The 15,334-nt window shown below is 44.9% G+C and carries 13 protein-coding genes; 11 read left to right on the top strand and 2 right to left on the bottom strand.

Features of this window, described 5'->3' with window-relative positions; all coding sequences use genetic code 11:
- Nucleotides 1-68: 68 nt before the first annotated feature.
- The 11 genes from V3851_RS12430 to V3851_RS12380 are packed head-to-tail and all read left to right on the top strand — an operon-like array spanning nt 69 to nt 11,929.
- A complete protein-coding gene (locus tag V3851_RS12430) occupies nt 69-1,289 on the top strand; it encodes a coproporphyrinogen-III oxidase family protein (RefSeq protein WP_331846854.1) in 1,221 nt (406 codons plus the stop codon).
- Nucleotides 1,290-1,306: 17 nt separating this feature from the next.
- Nucleotides 1,307-1,741 (top strand): pyridoxamine 5'-phosphate oxidase family protein, encoded by a 435-nt coding sequence (locus V3851_RS12425; RefSeq protein ID WP_331846853.1) that lies wholly within the window; start codon nt 1,307-1,309, stop codon nt 1,739-1,741.
- Nucleotides 1,742-1,746: 5 nt separating this feature from the next.
- Nucleotides 1,747-2,472, top strand: coding sequence for a class I SAM-dependent methyltransferase (locus tag V3851_RS12420; protein ID WP_331846852.1), 726 nt, complete (start codon nt 1,747-1,749; stop codon nt 2,470-2,472).
- 20 nt (nt 2,473-2,492) lie between these two features.
- Nucleotides 2,493-3,854, top strand: a complete 1,362-nt coding sequence (locus V3851_RS12415; protein WP_331846851.1) for a glutamate-cysteine ligase family protein — start codon at nt 2,493-2,495, stop codon at nt 3,852-3,854.
- Nucleotides 3,855-3,869: 15 nt separating this feature from the next.
- On the top strand, nt 3,870-5,153 hold the full coding sequence (locus V3851_RS12410) for an ATP-grasp domain-containing protein (RefSeq protein ID WP_331846850.1): 1,284 nt from the start codon (nt 3,870-3,872) through the stop codon (nt 5,151-5,153).
- On the top strand, nt 5,134-6,807 hold the full coding sequence (locus V3851_RS12405) for a B12-binding domain-containing radical SAM protein (RefSeq protein ID WP_331846849.1): 1,674 nt from the start codon (nt 5,134-5,136) through the stop codon (nt 6,805-6,807). Before V3851_RS12410 ends, V3851_RS12405 begins: the two co-directional genes overlap by 20 nt.
- A 3-nt stretch (nt 6,808-6,810) precedes the next feature.
- Nucleotides 6,811-8,034: an ATP-grasp domain-containing protein gene (locus tag V3851_RS12400; protein ID WP_331846848.1), complete on the top strand. Its 1,224-nt coding sequence runs from the start codon at nt 6,811-6,813 to the stop codon at nt 8,032-8,034.
- Between the two features lie 31 nt (nt 8,035-8,065).
- Nucleotides 8,066-9,280, top strand: coding sequence for an MFS transporter (locus V3851_RS12395; protein WP_331846847.1), 1,215 nt, complete (start codon nt 8,066-8,068; stop codon nt 9,278-9,280).
- A gap of 3 nt (nt 9,281-9,283) precedes the next feature.
- Nucleotides 9,284-10,105, top strand: coding sequence for a hypothetical protein (locus V3851_RS12390; protein ID WP_331846846.1), 822 nt, complete (start codon nt 9,284-9,286; stop codon nt 10,103-10,105).
- Nucleotide 10,106: 1 nt separating this feature from the next.
- Nucleotides 10,107-11,117: a peptidase U32 family protein gene (locus V3851_RS12385; RefSeq protein ID WP_331846845.1), complete on the top strand. Its 1,011-nt coding sequence runs from the start codon at nt 10,107-10,109 to the stop codon at nt 11,115-11,117.
- 5 nt (nt 11,118-11,122) lie between these two features.
- Nucleotides 11,123-11,929 (top strand): hypothetical protein, encoded by an 807-nt coding sequence (locus V3851_RS12380; protein WP_331846844.1) that lies wholly within the window; start codon nt 11,123-11,125, stop codon nt 11,927-11,929.
- An 82-nt stretch (nt 11,930-12,011) separates the two neighbouring features.
- On the opposite strand, the gene V3851_RS12375 is transcribed toward V3851_RS12380, so the two are convergent.
- Both V3851_RS12375 and V3851_RS12370 read right to left on the bottom strand, forming a co-directional pair.
- Nucleotides 12,012-12,773 carry an AAC(3) family N-acetyltransferase gene (locus V3851_RS12375; protein WP_331846843.1) on the bottom strand — a complete coding sequence of 254 codons (762 nt, stop codon included), beginning with the start codon at nt 12,771-12,773 and terminating at the stop codon, nt 12,012-12,014.
- A 164-nt stretch (nt 12,774-12,937) separates the two neighbouring features.
- A complete protein-coding gene (locus tag V3851_RS12370) occupies nt 12,938-15,322 on the bottom strand; it encodes a phosphoketolase family protein (RefSeq protein ID WP_331846842.1) in 2,385 nt (794 codons plus the stop codon).
- Nucleotides 15,323-15,334 lie beyond the last annotated feature (12 nt).

Below are 15,334 nucleotides of genomic sequence, written 5' to 3'. Positions count from 1 at the left end.
GGAAATTCTCACTAACCGTTTAGAAGCTGATAGTATTTAATACTTATCGTGGAAGGGTTGGGATTCGAATGATTGAGAGATATCACATTTACTGTCACATTCCGTTTTGCAAAAAACGATGCCCGTACTGTTATTTCACGGCCAAGTTTTCTGAAGAAGAAATGATTAATCTTGATGCAATGGATGAGTACGTTAAGGCAATGAAAGCGGATATTGAAAAAGCCGATTTTCCCGACGCAGTAGTCACTTCGATTGTATGTGGCGGTGGGACGCCATCTCTTTTGAACGAACGCCAGTTGGATACCATAATTGATGCCATTCGAAGCAAACTCCCCCCCGATCGTTTTAACGGAATGGAATTTATGGCTTATGAGGTATCTCCCGATACGGCATCGGAAGCGACTTTGATTACTTTTCGAAACAAAGGTTTCAACCGGGTCAGCATCGGCGCCCAGTCTTTTGTTGACGAAGAACTCAAGTTGCTCGGACGGCCCTACACACGCGAGATGATCGTGAAAGCGGCTGAACTGGTCCGAAAAGTCAATTATGACATGTTAAACATTGATTTGCTTATAGGCATCCCCGGCCAAACCCATGATTCAGTCATTCAAAGCATTAAGGATACGGTCACTATAAAACCTGAACATATTTCTGTTAGTCTATTTTATTCCTCCTATCCCGGCGGCAAAGAATTTGTTCAAAAATGCGAGAAAAGAGGCAAACTTATTCCGTATCTGTCCGATAAAATCCAAATCTATGAGGATGTATGCAGAATATTGATGGACAACGGATATGTAAGAGTCGATAACACTGTTTTCTCGCTTCCTGATTATGTATTTCCGTACGAAAAAGACGCGATTAGCGAAACGGAGCCTGTCCTGGCTTTCGGGCCGGGTTCTGCCGGATACTGGGATAATAATCGGGTGCGTTTTACACCCCCTTATATCAACAAATACATTGAGGCTCCGGCCTCGGTCGAAGAAGAAATTACGGTTGATAATTATGCTTTTACAATCGTATGGGGACATCTTAATGCCTACGGCAAAATTGAAGAAAACGTGCTTGAGGAGAAACTTGGATTCAATTTTGAAGAAGTAATGCGTCTTGAAAAAGATGTCAATATTCTTCTGTCGGTGCTCATTCAAGAGAATCTTGTATTCCGGCAAGATTCGGCCTATATATTAAGACCTGAAACTCTAAATCGGGCTATCGTACTCATGCATTATATAAGGGACGGTTGGGGGTACAAGCTTATTACGGCTCCGGAACAAACTTTAAATTTAAATTGAGAGGAGATATGATTGCAATGAATCAAGAGGAATTTTCGAAATGGATCAAAGACGTTTCTATAGCTTATTTGGCGACTTACGACTCAGGTAAAGACCAGCCCTATGTGAGACCCGTCGATGCAGGTACAGTTTATAACGGCAAGATTTACTTTTCTACATTTAGTGATACCGATAAAGTAAAACAGATAAATACTTGCCATAATGTAGAGCTAACCTATTTCGATGCCGGATCACAGCTAAGAATAGCCGGGAGGGTCGAATTCGTAGGAGAACAAGCAGAACAGGAAAGATTCTTGGCAGACAACCCCATAATCAGCAATACTTTTAGCGGCGAGAAAAGGAAGCAGTTCACACTATTTCAAGTTATTCCGCATGAAGTACGATATATGGGTGAAGATGACAGCGTATATACTGCCGTGGACTGGAAGCAGACGGATAGCGTGGGAATGTAGCGCCTATGGAAACCGCCAAGCTTATTTTTGATTTTCTTGGTCCCGATCCTACTGAGATGCGACAGTTTATCCACGATGTCTGGCCTGAAAATCCGGATGCTAATGTCTTAGATCTTGCATCAGGAAATGGCGATCATCTATTCGGTTTTATTGATAAACCCGTTGCTTCCGTCACGGTGGTTGATAATTCCGAGGAAGCGCTGCGTCTGCTGCTCGAAAGGCACAGCAATCACAAACAACTGATATCGCCGATATGCGCGGATCTCGGCACCTGGGCCTGCGACCGTAAATATGACGTGGTTCATATGGGAGATAACAGTATACAGATGTTCGCTTCGTATAAAGATCAGTTCAATATTATCAAGACGATGGCTTCATGTTTATCCGATAAGGGATTCGGGCTTCTTAATGTTACGCCGGTAACGGAACGGCAGATCATGGAATATTGCGTGGAGCCGAAAAGGATCACAACGGTGAAAAATGGCGGGGAAACGGTTGAGGTCTTTGGGCAGATCAAGGTAGATGTCTTCAATCAAGATTTAATTATGTATTTTAGTATCAGTAGAGACGGTATTGAGGAAGGCCGGTCAACTTGCCGCTGCCGCATGCTGCTGAAGCATGAAATCGAGGAAATGGTGAAGGCTGCAGGACTAAAAGTTGTTCAAGTCAGACATCGGAAACTTAAGCGGGGTAATGATTCTTACTATTATTTGTTGCAACTCAATCAATAGATCATTGGGAGAAGAGTTGTATGTCCAAAACTGTTTATATGGACCAAACCGCTATAATGGGCAGGGCTTTTTGGGAGCACTTGAGTGAGCTTAGAAGCAATGTTCTGGTTGCCAATAGCGATTTATGCGGGATTATAGGCTTTGAAACCGAATATCTTCTTACCGACCGTTATTTTAATCTGGCGGATGAAGAGATGCGCAACCGCCTAATCGGTGATGCACCATTCATGAAGCGGGAAATCGGCGCGAGCCAGATCGAGTTAGTGTCGCGTCCCTTCTCATTGAAAGATGGAACAGAGCATTTAATAGGTGAAATGGAGGAAATGGAACAACAGGCATTCGCCGCCGCTTCTTCATATAATAACAGACTTTTGCGGCTTGGAATCTATCCGGGCCAAATTACTGATTTAAAAATCACGGATGATCCATCGACCTACCAGACCGTGCTTGATCAATTCAAAAGTGAAAGGAAACGATATCTGGATCTTCACTTAGGGGCTGTCAACTTGTCGGAGCGGGCCCATGAGCTGATTAGCGGCTGTCAGTCAACACAAATGAATATGCAGGTCAATTATAGTCAGAACGCAATTCATTTGCTGAACAAGACGATTGAAATATCGCCAATGTTTATCGCTTTGGGGGCAAATTCTCCTATCTTTGACGGAAGAATGACCGGCCTGCTTGAAACGCGTCACCTGGTCTGGGAAATTGGTTATGATATGAGATCCTATCCGGAATTCGTATCGGAAATGAACAGCCGAACTTCCTTCCCTAACCAATATTATGTTAATCTCAACCATTATTGGACTACCCTGTACCAGCAAAAATTCATGAAATATGATCCGCACAATGCGTTTAACCTTAATCAGAAAATGAACTGGAAAATCGCAAGATTAAAGCTGGTTGGCAGTAAGCCTTCAGTATGCTTGCTTGAGACAAGGTTTATGCCGGTTCAACCCACACTCAAAGAAGATTTGGCTTTGCATCTTGCAGTTTATGCCCTCCTGGATCTAAGCCTGGCTAATGAGCCGACTCAACTTCTTCCCATTGTCTTTGTGAAAGAAAACTTTAGAAGAGCTTCACGCTACGGGCTGGATTGTGAATTCTATGATCTGACCCCCGATCGTAAAGGGATAGTTGAATATCCGGTAGTGAGAATAATCCGCCAAGCTCTTGAACTTATATGCGAATATTGGAAAAGGATATCTTTGGCGGCCTCAATGCTTATTGAAGAAGTAATAGGCAGCAGATTAGCCATAGGACCGCCTGCCTTGGCACTGATAAAGTCTATTGGTCCGAATCCGTTAAATAAAAATCTTGTAATGGCGGATATAAAGAAAATTATGTCGATGCATTGCGTCCCTTCCAAAATAATTAATTAAAGGAGGGCATTACTATTGTCCGAGGATGAAGCAAAAGCTGTGTTTTTGTTGGAGCCCTGTTTCTTTGGAGAAAAATACGTTGAATCCGCGGCAGCACTTGAGCTCGTTGTTATTGTGATCAGGAGGGAACACGGCCCCGAAGTAAGAAACAAAGAGCTAGTAAACTATGAGCTCATTTGTGACATTACGGATGCACAAACCACGTATCAAAAAATAGACGAGTTCTTTCAAACCCATCCCTATATTTCCAGGAACTCAGGCATTCTGCCAGGACATGATTACGCGGTACCCGTTGCGGCAGAAATTGCCACTAAATTCGGCTGGAATACAAATTCTGTCCAAACCGCGGACTGTGCCCGTAGCAAAGTCGGCATGAGACGCCAATTAAGCAATTCCCGCTATATTTCAAATCCGGGCTACCGTTTGTTTGAAAATTTAACCGCATTGATGGATGAACTGGACCAAATCAAATATCCGGCGATTGTTAAGCCTGTGAATATGACAAGCAGTATGTTTGTAAAATTCGTACAAAATCCTGAAGAACTCGTGTCACATGCCCAAAAAATTGTCACCAACGAGGATAACTTCGGTTATCCTTCTGGTTCTTCCTTTCTTGTGGAGGAATACATACAGGGTCAAGAGTATAGCTTTGAAGCTTTTATGTCCGACGGGAAATGCAAGCTTGCCCAAATTACCGAAAAAATAAAGACGCCTCTTCCTTATTTTGTTGAATTACAGCATACCCTTCCTGCGCCTATTGAACCAGCGAAATATGAAGATATTCTAAATCGGCTAATTCATCTCATGGGAGAACTCGGCATTTCTGAAGGTCCCTGTCATTTAGAATTCGTGTTGTCCTCCGGTCGGATCTACGTAATAGAATACTCAACCCGCCTTCCTGGCGGTCGGATAACCGACCTTTACAGGTTGGCCTATGGTGTAGATCTGCATAAAGCTGCAATTTTAAACGCCTTGGGAGAAGAATCGCAAAGATACTTGAATCCTATCTATAACAATATCTCAAGAATCCGTCATTTTCATCGGGAGAGCGGTCGGATTAAACAGATAATAGGTATGGAAGAAGCCAAAAAGTTACCTGAAGTCATTGAAATCGTTGTTGAGAAGCACGAAAACGAATTCATCCCTGCAGAGATGATAAGTAATATGGATAGGTATGGTTTTTTTCTCCTGAAAGCTTCAACGTATGAGGCTGTTGAACGAGTAAGCAGCCAGTTAGAAGGCATAATCGAGTTTGTAATGGAAAATGAGGAGGCCGCTCATGAACAGCAAAAATGTTGAGGACCTGGCCAAAGTTCTGCTTATTAATCCACCACTATGGTATTACCAATCTGTTCCGCCCGATGTTACCGCTGCCGCCGCTTTGCTGCACAATAATAACATAGAGTTCGAAATCCGTGATTTGAATTTGGAATCGTTCCATTACTTATTCCGGGATCATCCTGAGGTCGTGGCCCAATTAACCGACAACCGATATTTCTACAATTTTGCAACCTTGCAGCAGACCTATCAACGGATTAATCAGATGTATGATCGTGTCAACGAGTATATTTCACCGTCTGTTCTGCGTTGGAATCAATTTGATTCGGCAATTGATTTGCGAGATTTAAGCGAGGTTTTATCTTTAGCCACCCAACGGATAGGCAACCCCTATTTTGACTTTTTTAATAGTCTCCTGCCTGAGCTTGTCCCGGCGGATGTCAGAATCGTCGCTATTTCAATTTATCATCCAGATCAGGTCGTTCCTTTGTTTACGCTGACTTCCTTACTTAAAGAGCATCATCCTCATTTACACATTCATATTTTCGGAAATCTTGAAGACCAGATAAACACAAGGATATTGGTAAAGAATTTTCCCGCAAGCGATCTTCAATTGTTATTTTCTTATGTGGATTCCATCGGGCTCGACAATGACCACTACCGATTGAGCGAACTGGTCCAGGCGGTTTACCGGAAATCGGATTTGAACGAACTTCCTTCTTTATTCACCGAACGACAACTTCATCCTGATTTTGAAATAATCAAAGACCATCATTATACCGATAAGCTTACCTTGCCTGTCTTATCCTCTATTCCGGCAAGCGGCTTAATGCCGAAGGATGTATTGAATGTTGCCGCTTCCGTAAGCTGTTATTGGAAAGGCTGCACGTATTGTTCCATTAAAATGCACGGCGAGTATCAAAAGGATAGTATCGAGAACATTTTACAGATGATGGAGTCGTTCTCGAATCAAGAACGGTTCGCCGTATTGCGCTTTAGGGATTGCTGTATTTCGCCCGGCGATCTTAAGAGAATAGCTAACGAAATAATACGAAGAAAGCTTATAGTGTCCTGGTCCTGCCGTGCTAGGCTGGAAAAGGAATTCAATCCGCAGTTGTTCGAGCTCTTAAAACGGGCGGGCTGCATCATGATTTCATTTGGAATTGAAACATTTGATCCAAGAGTGTCCCAAATGATGAATAAAGGAATAGACCTAACTTATGCTTCTGTTCTCATAAAGAGCTGCTATGAAGCCGGAATTGCCGTCAAATTAACGGCTATGGTCGGATTTCCTACGGAGACGATTGAAGAATCATTGGCTAACCAAGAGCAACTGCGCTCCCTTTTCCCATATTGCATTGATATCCGTTACAATCGGTTCATTCTCTTTGAAAATTCTCGAATTGCTCTCGAACCGGACCATTACTCCATTCAGAAGCATCCTTTTAACGACCGCCAGCACCTGCAATTTTTCTGTGAATTTAGCAGGGAAAGCGGTATGACTCAAGCAGAAGCGGATCGGATTGCCGATGATTTCGATAAGAAAATTCGAGAAGTCTACTCCCTTTTTTTATCAGAAGAACATTTGCTTTTATATTTGAAAGAGTTCGGTCTGCCTTCTTGTATGAATCTAGTAAATACGGAGACACAGCAAGAAAAGGAAAGGAGAATTTGACTCATGTCAAAGCACATTATTATCTTTTTAAAATTCGAGAATTTCTCAAGAATTGTAAATGAGGGGTTGCCGTCTCATTTATATGAAAAGACATTAATAACCAACGACTCCGCCTTACTGGAGAAGTGTAAAGATCATTATCATCATTTTTTGTATGCGGAACAATTATCTTCTCCTCAAGTCGTTGATTTCGTTATGTCATTGCACGCTATAAAGCACGTTGACGGCGTATTCTCCCCCAGTGAGGACTTGGTCGAATTTTTGGCGTTTCTGCGGAAGCAGTTGGGCATAACCGATGGAGTGGTGGGCGATGATGCTGTTTTCTTTAGGAACAAAGTAGAAATGAAAAATAGACTTGCACAAGACAAAGTAATTTTGATTCCTCGATATTGCACGGTATACCGGTTCGAAAACGCAGTGGATTTTTTGAATAGCAAATCCTCTGAGGCGATTATTAAGCCGGTTGATGGCGCGGGGTCCTTAAATACCTACCGGGTAAACTTAAGCAACATAAATGATTATTTCGATTTGCTTAACAACAATTCCGGAAAGTATGAAATAGAAGAATTCATTGAAGGAAGTATGTTCCACCTTGATAGTATAATCCATAAAAATGAGATCGTCTTTACTTCAGTTGCCCGTTATACACACAGCACTTTGGAGTGTAGAGATGGAAGGCCTCTTTGCGGTTACTTTTTACCGGATCATTATGATCCTTTGATTAAAAATCTGATCTCGGCTAACACAGATCTATTGAACTCCATGCCCATAAAGGATGGTGTAACGCATGCCGAATTGATTGTCACGCCCGATCAGGAAATTTACTTTTGCGAGGTGGCAGCCAGAATTGCAGGCGGCGGCATTATTTTCGGCATAGAGGCTACTACCGGTGTTAACGTGCTTACGGAAGGAGCGCGTACCTTTGTGGGCGAGCCTCCCATTTTCAAAGGCCGCTTCCCGCAAACTTACGGCGGTTACGTTCTCTTATATAAGAAGAAGGGAAGAGTTAAGCAAATAACGCAAAGCTCAGAGTTTCTCCAAATTAAAGGGGTTAAGCGCGCGGATATACTGGCAAAGGCCGGAGATGAACTCAATTTTAGCGGCAGCTCGGGTGATGTAGTCGGAGTGGTCACTTGGTCGGCAGACTCTTTTGCGGATAATGATCGCATTCGGAGTGAAATTGAGCGGCTTTGGAGCCTTGAGGTGGAAGAGGCAGTAATTCTTTGACCGCTTTTGAACGGAAGGGGGTCGTATAGCGGTGAGAAGTTTTGATAGCCAGGTGCGATTGTTCGGAATTCTGAGGTTTCTAAACACTTTCTACGTGTATAACTCAATACTTGTTTTTTATTTCAGTAATGTTATTGATCTGAACTATACACAAATTGGTTTTGTAATGGCCAGTTATTATATGACGTCGATTCTGGCTGATATACCTACTGGAATGATTGGAGACCTGGTCGGAAAGAAAAAAGCCATCCTGATCGGTTCTTTGCTCCAATTTTCCGGTATTTTCCTTATGGGATCGCTCCACTCCTATCTTTTGCTTATATTGGCACATATTATTTTCGCGCTTGGCACTTCTTTTATATCCGGGTCGGAACAGGGGTTGATTTACAAGCTCCATGAAACACACGGAAAATTGGACAAGTTAGACCGGAGTTACGGAAAAATATTTTCGGCAAACATTTTATCGACAATCGTCGGTGCCCTGCTCAGCTCTGTTGTTATCCTGTACAGTTATTCATTTACTTTTTATATTTCTGCCTTTGCGAATCTTTTATCCGCTCTTCTCGTTTTTCTGGTTTATGAAGAAAAAACGAATGTGAGTCAATCCCGGCATATCCGGCCTATACGGGTTATAAAGGAATCCTTTCGTGAAGTCCGCTTAAACAGGCAGCTTTTGATGTTCTCTGTTTATTATATTTTTACGGCTGGAATTCTGACGTCGGTCTTTTTTCAATATCAGCCTTTCCTCCAGCAATTAAACATAAACCCGTCTTTTTTCGGAGTGGCTTACGCATTATTTGGTGTTATCCCGCTAATTTCCTCGCGTATGTCCCATGTGATTAAAGGCGGATTTATCTTTATACTGAATCCCCTGATGCTTATCTTTGTTTTCTTAGGAATGGCATTAACGAAGTCCATTTGGTTTGGGATTGTGCTCGTTTGTTTGTTCAGGTTCAATTGGGGGATTATTATTCCCAAAACACAGACGAGGATCGATACCAGCATATCAAACGAAGCCAGCAGAGTAACAACCGTATCTACTATTTTCAGTGTGCATAATATATTCCTATCCATAATACTTATCGTAAGCGGCCATCTTATCGAGAAATATAGCCTTAACCTGCTTCTTCTGATTTATTCGCTCCTTAGTCTGTTGTTCTTTGTGTATACTTTAATTTTTCGTAGAGTCTATAAAGGTAATGTATCTTCGGAGAGTACGTTATTAATGAATGCTAAGGAGTTGTAGCAGATGAGTACTGATGCAATCCTGATCCGTTTTTCGCCGGAAGTTATCTACTTGTATGAAATCGAAAGTGGCAATTTTCACAAAACGGAAAAATATACAGATGTAACGGATTACAGATATATTTTTGACATGAAAAGCCATAAAAGGGCAATTGACCTCTCCAATTTTGTGAACATCAGGTCTATTTACAAACTGAAGAATACGACAGAAGCAGATGAGCGGATTGATGAGCTTGTGAGCCGTTACCATCTGGGTGAGTTGAGTGTTCTGGAGAGTCCTGTAAAGTATAGCGGCGAAGCAGCTGTGCAGGGTCCTGCCCTTCCAACAGCTTACATGGACTTTTTCCTTAAAAAGTGGCATAGCGGCTGCATTCCCTTTTATTCCAACGAGGAGATCGATAAAGGGAATAGCATTGTAGAACAGTTTCGTTATTCCGTTCCCTCCTATGGTGAATTAATTGATTATGAGAGTATTGGAGAAGCAATATCCAGGCTGGTTCAGAGACAAAACAAATTGTTTCCCTGTGAGGAAGGAGTTCAATCATTATATGTCAGCGGAGAGGGGAAGCTCTTTCGATGCAATGCCTATTATCAAGCCGGTTTGGAAAAACCGATTGCCGAATTGGGCTGCATCGAATCCGTTGATGATGTGATACCTTGCAAAAGCTGTTTTGCGAGATATATGTGTGGAGGGCGCTGCAATTTGCTGGTTGATCAACTGCAGGCAGATGCATGCGATCTGTTTCGAGAATGGATGATTATTATACTTAAAGCCGTTATCGCTCATCAGTCAAAATCAGTTAAAACTCTTGTAAAGGGGCATTAATATGCGCATTTGTACCGGATTAGTGTCGGTGGAAGATCTAGAACCCTTTATACAGGCAGGGGCCGAGGAATTTTATTGCGGCGTTATCGATAACGATTGGTTGAATCGGTATAACTATATAGTTGCGGTAAACCGTCGGCCGTGGCCTGATGCTAACTTCTCCAGTTTTCGCGAACTTGCAGAGGTTGTGGAGATTGCGCATTCCTTTGGATGTAAAGTGTTTTTTACCATGAATGAACATTGTTATAACGATAAACAGCTTGAGATCATCAATCATTATTTGGAACAAGCCGTCCGATGTGAAGTAGATGCCATTATTTTCGCAGATCTTGGTTTGGCAAGTTATTTCGCCGGTAAAAAAACGGATGTTGATGTTCATATCAGCACGGGGGGAACCGTTTTTAACCGGTATACCGCAGAAATGTATGCCAAGGAGATCCCTGCTGATCGGCTGATCCTACCCCGTTCCTTGTCTATAGCCGAAATGAGCAAAATTATAGATAGCGTGCCGGGTATTGAATTTGAGGTGTTTATCAAAAACGAGGGTTGTACTTATATTGATGGTTTTTGCAATTTTGTGCATGGAACCCGGTTTATTAATAACGACGAAGGCATCATTTATAATCCGCCTTGCGTTTTAAGATACAACATTGTCGAATCCGTCACTCCCGAACCGTACGAATTGCCACTTCTTGAGGATAAACTGAATTGGATATTGGACAATAAAGGCGATTGCGGAGTTTGCAGTTTATACTATCTCGATCAACTCCCGATAACCAGTTTAAAGCTGGTAAGCAGGGCCTCCGATAGAGATCAGATATTAAAGGATATCCGGTTCGTGCGTTCGGCTGTAGATTTGTGCCGCGAGGCGGATAACTTTGAACAATATTATCAGGAAATTTCCTCACAAATCTGCAATAACAAATGGGTCGGCGAAAAGTTCATTACGCATTGTTACTACCCGGAAATTCTTGACAATGTAGATGGAGTTCATAAACGTTTAAGGGGATAAACGATATGGAAAAAGCAGTCATGGTTGATAACTTAAGTAAGCTGACAGACGAGAGTAGCCGGTATCAACGTCTGTATTACGGACAGGAGTTTTGTCCCCAGACCTTTCTAACGTTAAAAGAGCTGCAGTCGGTCATCCTTTTTTGTGAAAAAAAACATATCAAGCTAACATTAGTTACTCCGTACATGACCGATGAAAGTATGGATGTGATGGGGCATTTAATAAAAGAAGCATATGAGGAACCGGTATGGGATGAATTAGTCATCAATGATTTCGGAATGTTGTACTTTATTCACAACAATTATCCCGGCCGGTTCAAACTTATTTGGGGCAGACTGCTGAATAAAACGAAGAAAAGTCCATCTATTTTAAATTACTATGCTAAGCTGGACGATGAATCGAAGGAGGCTTTGCAGACCACTGCCGGTGAATTCTTTCCCAATTTAGCATTTATGCGTAAGTACCAGATCGCAGGAATTCAGTTCGAAAACAAGCTGCAAGGAAATTTGTCGGCAAAAGAGGATAACTCAGACTTTAATATACCCAAGCTGGCAAGAGAGCTGGTTTATCCGTATGTGCACATTACAACTTCCAGACGCTGTTTTTCAAGCATTCTTTACGGAAAGACACCCATGTCCATGTGGAAAACTTCGACCCTTTGCAATAAGAGCTGTAAAACATGCAAAGCTGTGCTCTATAATGAAGTGATGAAAAAGGATATTCTATTAAAAGGGAATTCTCTTTACTATGAGAATACGGATCTCCCCGCCAATTTACCGGAGTATTCAAGAATAATTACGCAAATTCTATAGAACCGAATTGGAGAACATCTCCGTATGGAAAAGCCAGCTGCACTGATGCGGCAGCCGGTTTCCTTATCGTCTTGCCTGACTTCTAGCTTGGGAGCGGCTCATTATCCGAGAATAAGTCCGGATTGGCCCGCAGCATATCGGTAAGAATCTCCGTCGTCTTGGCCGCGTCGCATACCAGCACCTCGGCATCGCCCAGGCGGGTGCGGCTTAATGCTCCCCCATCTTCAAGGACGCTCTCGACCTTCCAGAAATGCTCCGACCATGACAGGCCGCAGTGACGCCGCGAGGGGACGGGAATTTCCGTACCGTCACCGAGCACGGTGTACAGCTGCTCATGTCCGTCGGTCAGTCTTCCCGGGATGTCCACCCACTCTTCGATGCCGTGGATGAACGTATTTCTGCGCAGGTCGACGCCGACGAGCAGGATCGTGGCCTGCCGGTCGAGCAGCCTGCCCCAAGCGGACTGCCGGTGGCAAGGCGTGTCCCATCGTTCGTCTCCCGCCGTGAATTCAGCCGCGTCCTTGCCGAGCGCGGCCACGGAATGGGTCGGGTGAAGCGAACGTACCACGCCCGGGCGCTTGCGGAACAGCTCGGGAAGAATGCCGACGCATACTTCGGATGTTTCGACGTAAAATTTCGGATTATCTGCGTTAATATAAGACCAGGTATGGGTGGGCAAAACCAGGAGTCCGTCTTTCATATATTCCGAAAGCGCATCCAAGACTGTGTCGGCTCCGCCGTCAACCTCGCCGATTTTCTTCATCGACGAATGCATGAGCAAGGTTCCTTGACGATCTATTCCGGCGTCTTCCAGCTGCTTCATCAAGGTTAATTTCGTGTGCATGACAAACCTCCGCCATATGTATTTTCGAGCTTACTATTACTGTACCATTTCCCTTCCCGGTTTCCCAATTACAAAAATGGGGCCGCCCCAAAAGTAAGTTGCAATTACTTTGGGACAGCCCTCTTTTGCATCAAATTATTGCCTTTTTGCAGGCAACAATCCGGTTATTTGAGTCCTTTCCACACCCAGTTTTCCACTTCCGGCAAATCGAAGCCTTCTTCACGGATGTACTCGTGATGCTTCTTCACCATCGCATCCATTTCATCCGCGATAGCTGCGTACTTATCAGCCTCAGGCAAGCTCAGCACCGCTTCCTTCACCAGGTCGAAACGGTCCATTTGGTTCAGTACCCGCATATCGAACGGGGTTGTGATGTCGCCGTTTTCGCGGTACCCGTGAACATGCAGGTTATGGTTGTGACGCTCAAAGAACAGATCCTTGATCAGACCTTCATACCCGTGGAAGGCGAAGATCACCGGTTTGTCCTTGGTGAAGATGCCGTCGAATTCCTCGTCGGACAGGCCGCGCGGATCCAGCTTTCGGCTTCTCAGCTTGAGCAGGTCGACCACGTTGATGTAGCGGATTTTCAGCTGCGGCAATTTCTCGTGCAGGATGGAGATCGCCGCCAGGCTTTCCATCGTCGGCTCCGTCCCCGCGGAGGCAAAGACGATATCCGGTTCTCCGCCATTGTCCGTGCTCGCCCAGTCGATGATCTTGAGCCCCTTGTCGACCAATTCCTTCGCTTCATCCGCCGTAAACCATTGCGGGCGCGGATGCTTGGACGAGACGATCAGGTTGATCTTTTGACGATCGTTCAGGATCGTATCGAACACGGCCAGCAAGGAGTTGGCATCCGCCGGCAAATACTCGCGGATAAATTCCGGTTTCTTATCCGCCAAGTGGCCGAGCAGGCCCGGATCCTGGTGGGTATACCCGTTATGATCCTGCTGGAATACCGTAGAGGTCGCCACCACGTTCAAGGACGGAATGTCCGCGCGCCAGCCTTGGTCCGTCGCTTTGCGCAGCCATTTGAAGTGCTGCGTAATCATCGAGTCGACTACGCGCAGGAATGCTTCGTAACTTGCAAAGAAACCATGGCGGCCGGTCAGGACGTACCCTTCGAGCAAGCCCTCCGCCTGATGCTCGGACAATTGCGAATCGATGACCCGGCCATACGGGGACAGGAATTCGTCGTTAGGCTCGATAATTGTGTCCATCCATTGGCGCTTCGTCGTTTCGAACACCGGTGCCAAACGGTTGGACATCGTTTCGTCCGGCCCGAAGATCCGGAAGTTTTTGTTGTCTTCGTTCAGGGTTACTACATCTCTTACGTACTTGCCGAGAACGGACATGTCTTGCGCCACGACTTTGCCCGGCACGGAATTATCCAGGGCGTAATCCCGGAAATCCGGCAAGCGCAAGTCTTTGATCAGGTTACCCGCGTTGGTCACCGGGTTCATCCCCATGCGTCTGTCGCCTTTAGGCAGGATTTCGGCGATTTCCGGCTTCAAGCGACCGTTGTCGTCGTAGCATTCTTCCGGTCTGTAGCTCTTTAGCCACTCGATCAAAGCGGGAGCATGCTGCATATTCTTTTGGTCCACCGGAATCGGAACCTGGTGGGCACGGAACGAATTCTCGTTCGGCACATGATCCCATTCCTTCGGACCGGTCCAGCCTTTCGGGGAACGGAAGACGAGCATCGGCCATGCCGGACGGGTAAGGTCGTTGTTCTCGCGCGCGTTCTCTTGAATGGCTTCGATTCTTTCAATGATGGTATCCAATACTCTCGCCATTTCCGGATGCATTTGTTCAGGATCCGAGCCTTCCACAAAGTACGGCTCCCAGCCCATGCCCTTGAAATAAGCGGTGAGTTCCTCATTGCTTTGGCGGGACAGAATCGTCGGATTGCTGATCTTGAATCCGTTGAGATGCAGAATCGGCAATACGGCGCCGTCCGTAACCGGATTGATGAACCGGTTGGAGAACCATGATGCGGCGAGCGGTCCGGTCTCCGCTTCCCCGTCACCGACCACCACCGCGGCGATCAGATCGGGATGATCCAAAATCGCGCCGACGCCATGAGACAGCGAATAGCCCAATTCGCCGCCTTCATGAATGGAGCCCGGCGTTTCGGGAGCGGCATGGGACGCAACACCGCCCGGGAAGGAGAACTGCTTGAACAGCTTCTTCATGCCCGGGATATCTTGGGTAATTTGCGGGTAAATTTCCGTATAGCTTCCGTCCAGATAAGAGTTGGAAACCATGACCTGGCCGCCGTGCCCGGGCCCTTCAATATAGAACATGTTCAAATCATACTTGTTGATGACGCGATTGAGATGCGCATAGATAAAGTTTTGCCCCGGAATCGTGCCCCAGTGTCCGATCGGTTTCACTTTGACGTCCGATTCTTTTAGGGGCTCCTGCAACAAAGGATTGTCTTTCAAATAAAGCTGGCCTACCGAAATGTAATTGGTTGCGCGCCAATAGGCATCGAGTTTGGCCAAATAAGTTTTGGACGAATAATCGACTTGCGTAGCTGACAGTACCATGATTCTCTCCAC

This window comes from Paenibacillus haidiansis (assembly GCF_036553665.1).
Classification (GTDB): Bacteria; Bacillota; Bacilli; order Paenibacillales; family Paenibacillaceae; genus Fontibacillus; species Fontibacillus haidiansis.
Note: the sequence above shows the minus strand (reverse complement) of the source record. Positions and strands in the feature narration are given on the sequence as shown.

Coding starts and splice junctions, on each gene's coding strand:
- V3851_RS12430 (WP_331846854.1), top strand. CDS start 69: ATGATTGAGAGATATCACATTTACTGTCACATTCCGTTTTGCAAAAAA.
- V3851_RS12425 (WP_331846853.1), top strand. CDS start 1,307: ATGAATCAAGAGGAATTTTCGAAATGGATCAAAGACGTTTCTATAGCT.
- V3851_RS12420 (WP_331846852.1), top strand. CDS start 1,747: ATGGAAACCGCCAAGCTTATTTTTGATTTTCTTGGTCCCGATCCTACT.
- V3851_RS12415 (WP_331846851.1), top strand. CDS start 2,493: ATGTCCAAAACTGTTTATATGGACCAAACCGCTATAATGGGCAGGGCT.
- V3851_RS12405 (WP_331846849.1), top strand. CDS start 5,134: ATGAACAGCAAAAATGTTGAGGACCTGGCCAAAGTTCTGCTTATTAAT.
- V3851_RS12400 (WP_331846848.1), top strand. CDS start 6,811: ATGTCAAAGCACATTATTATCTTTTTAAAATTCGAGAATTTCTCAAGA.
- V3851_RS12390 (WP_331846846.1), top strand. CDS start 9,284: ATGAGTACTGATGCAATCCTGATCCGTTTTTCGCCGGAAGTTATCTAC.
- V3851_RS12385 (WP_331846845.1), top strand. CDS start 10,107: ATGCGCATTTGTACCGGATTAGTGTCGGTGGAAGATCTAGAACCCTTT.
- V3851_RS12380 (WP_331846844.1), top strand. CDS start 11,123: ATGGAAAAAGCAGTCATGGTTGATAACTTAAGTAAGCTGACAGACGAG.
- V3851_RS12375 (WP_331846843.1), bottom strand. CDS start 12,773: ATGCACACGAAATTAACCTTGATGAAGCAGCTGGAAGACGCCGGAATA.
- V3851_RS12370 (WP_331846842.1), bottom strand. CDS start 15,322: ATGGTACTGTCAGCTACGCAAGTCGATTATTCGTCCAAAACTTATTTG.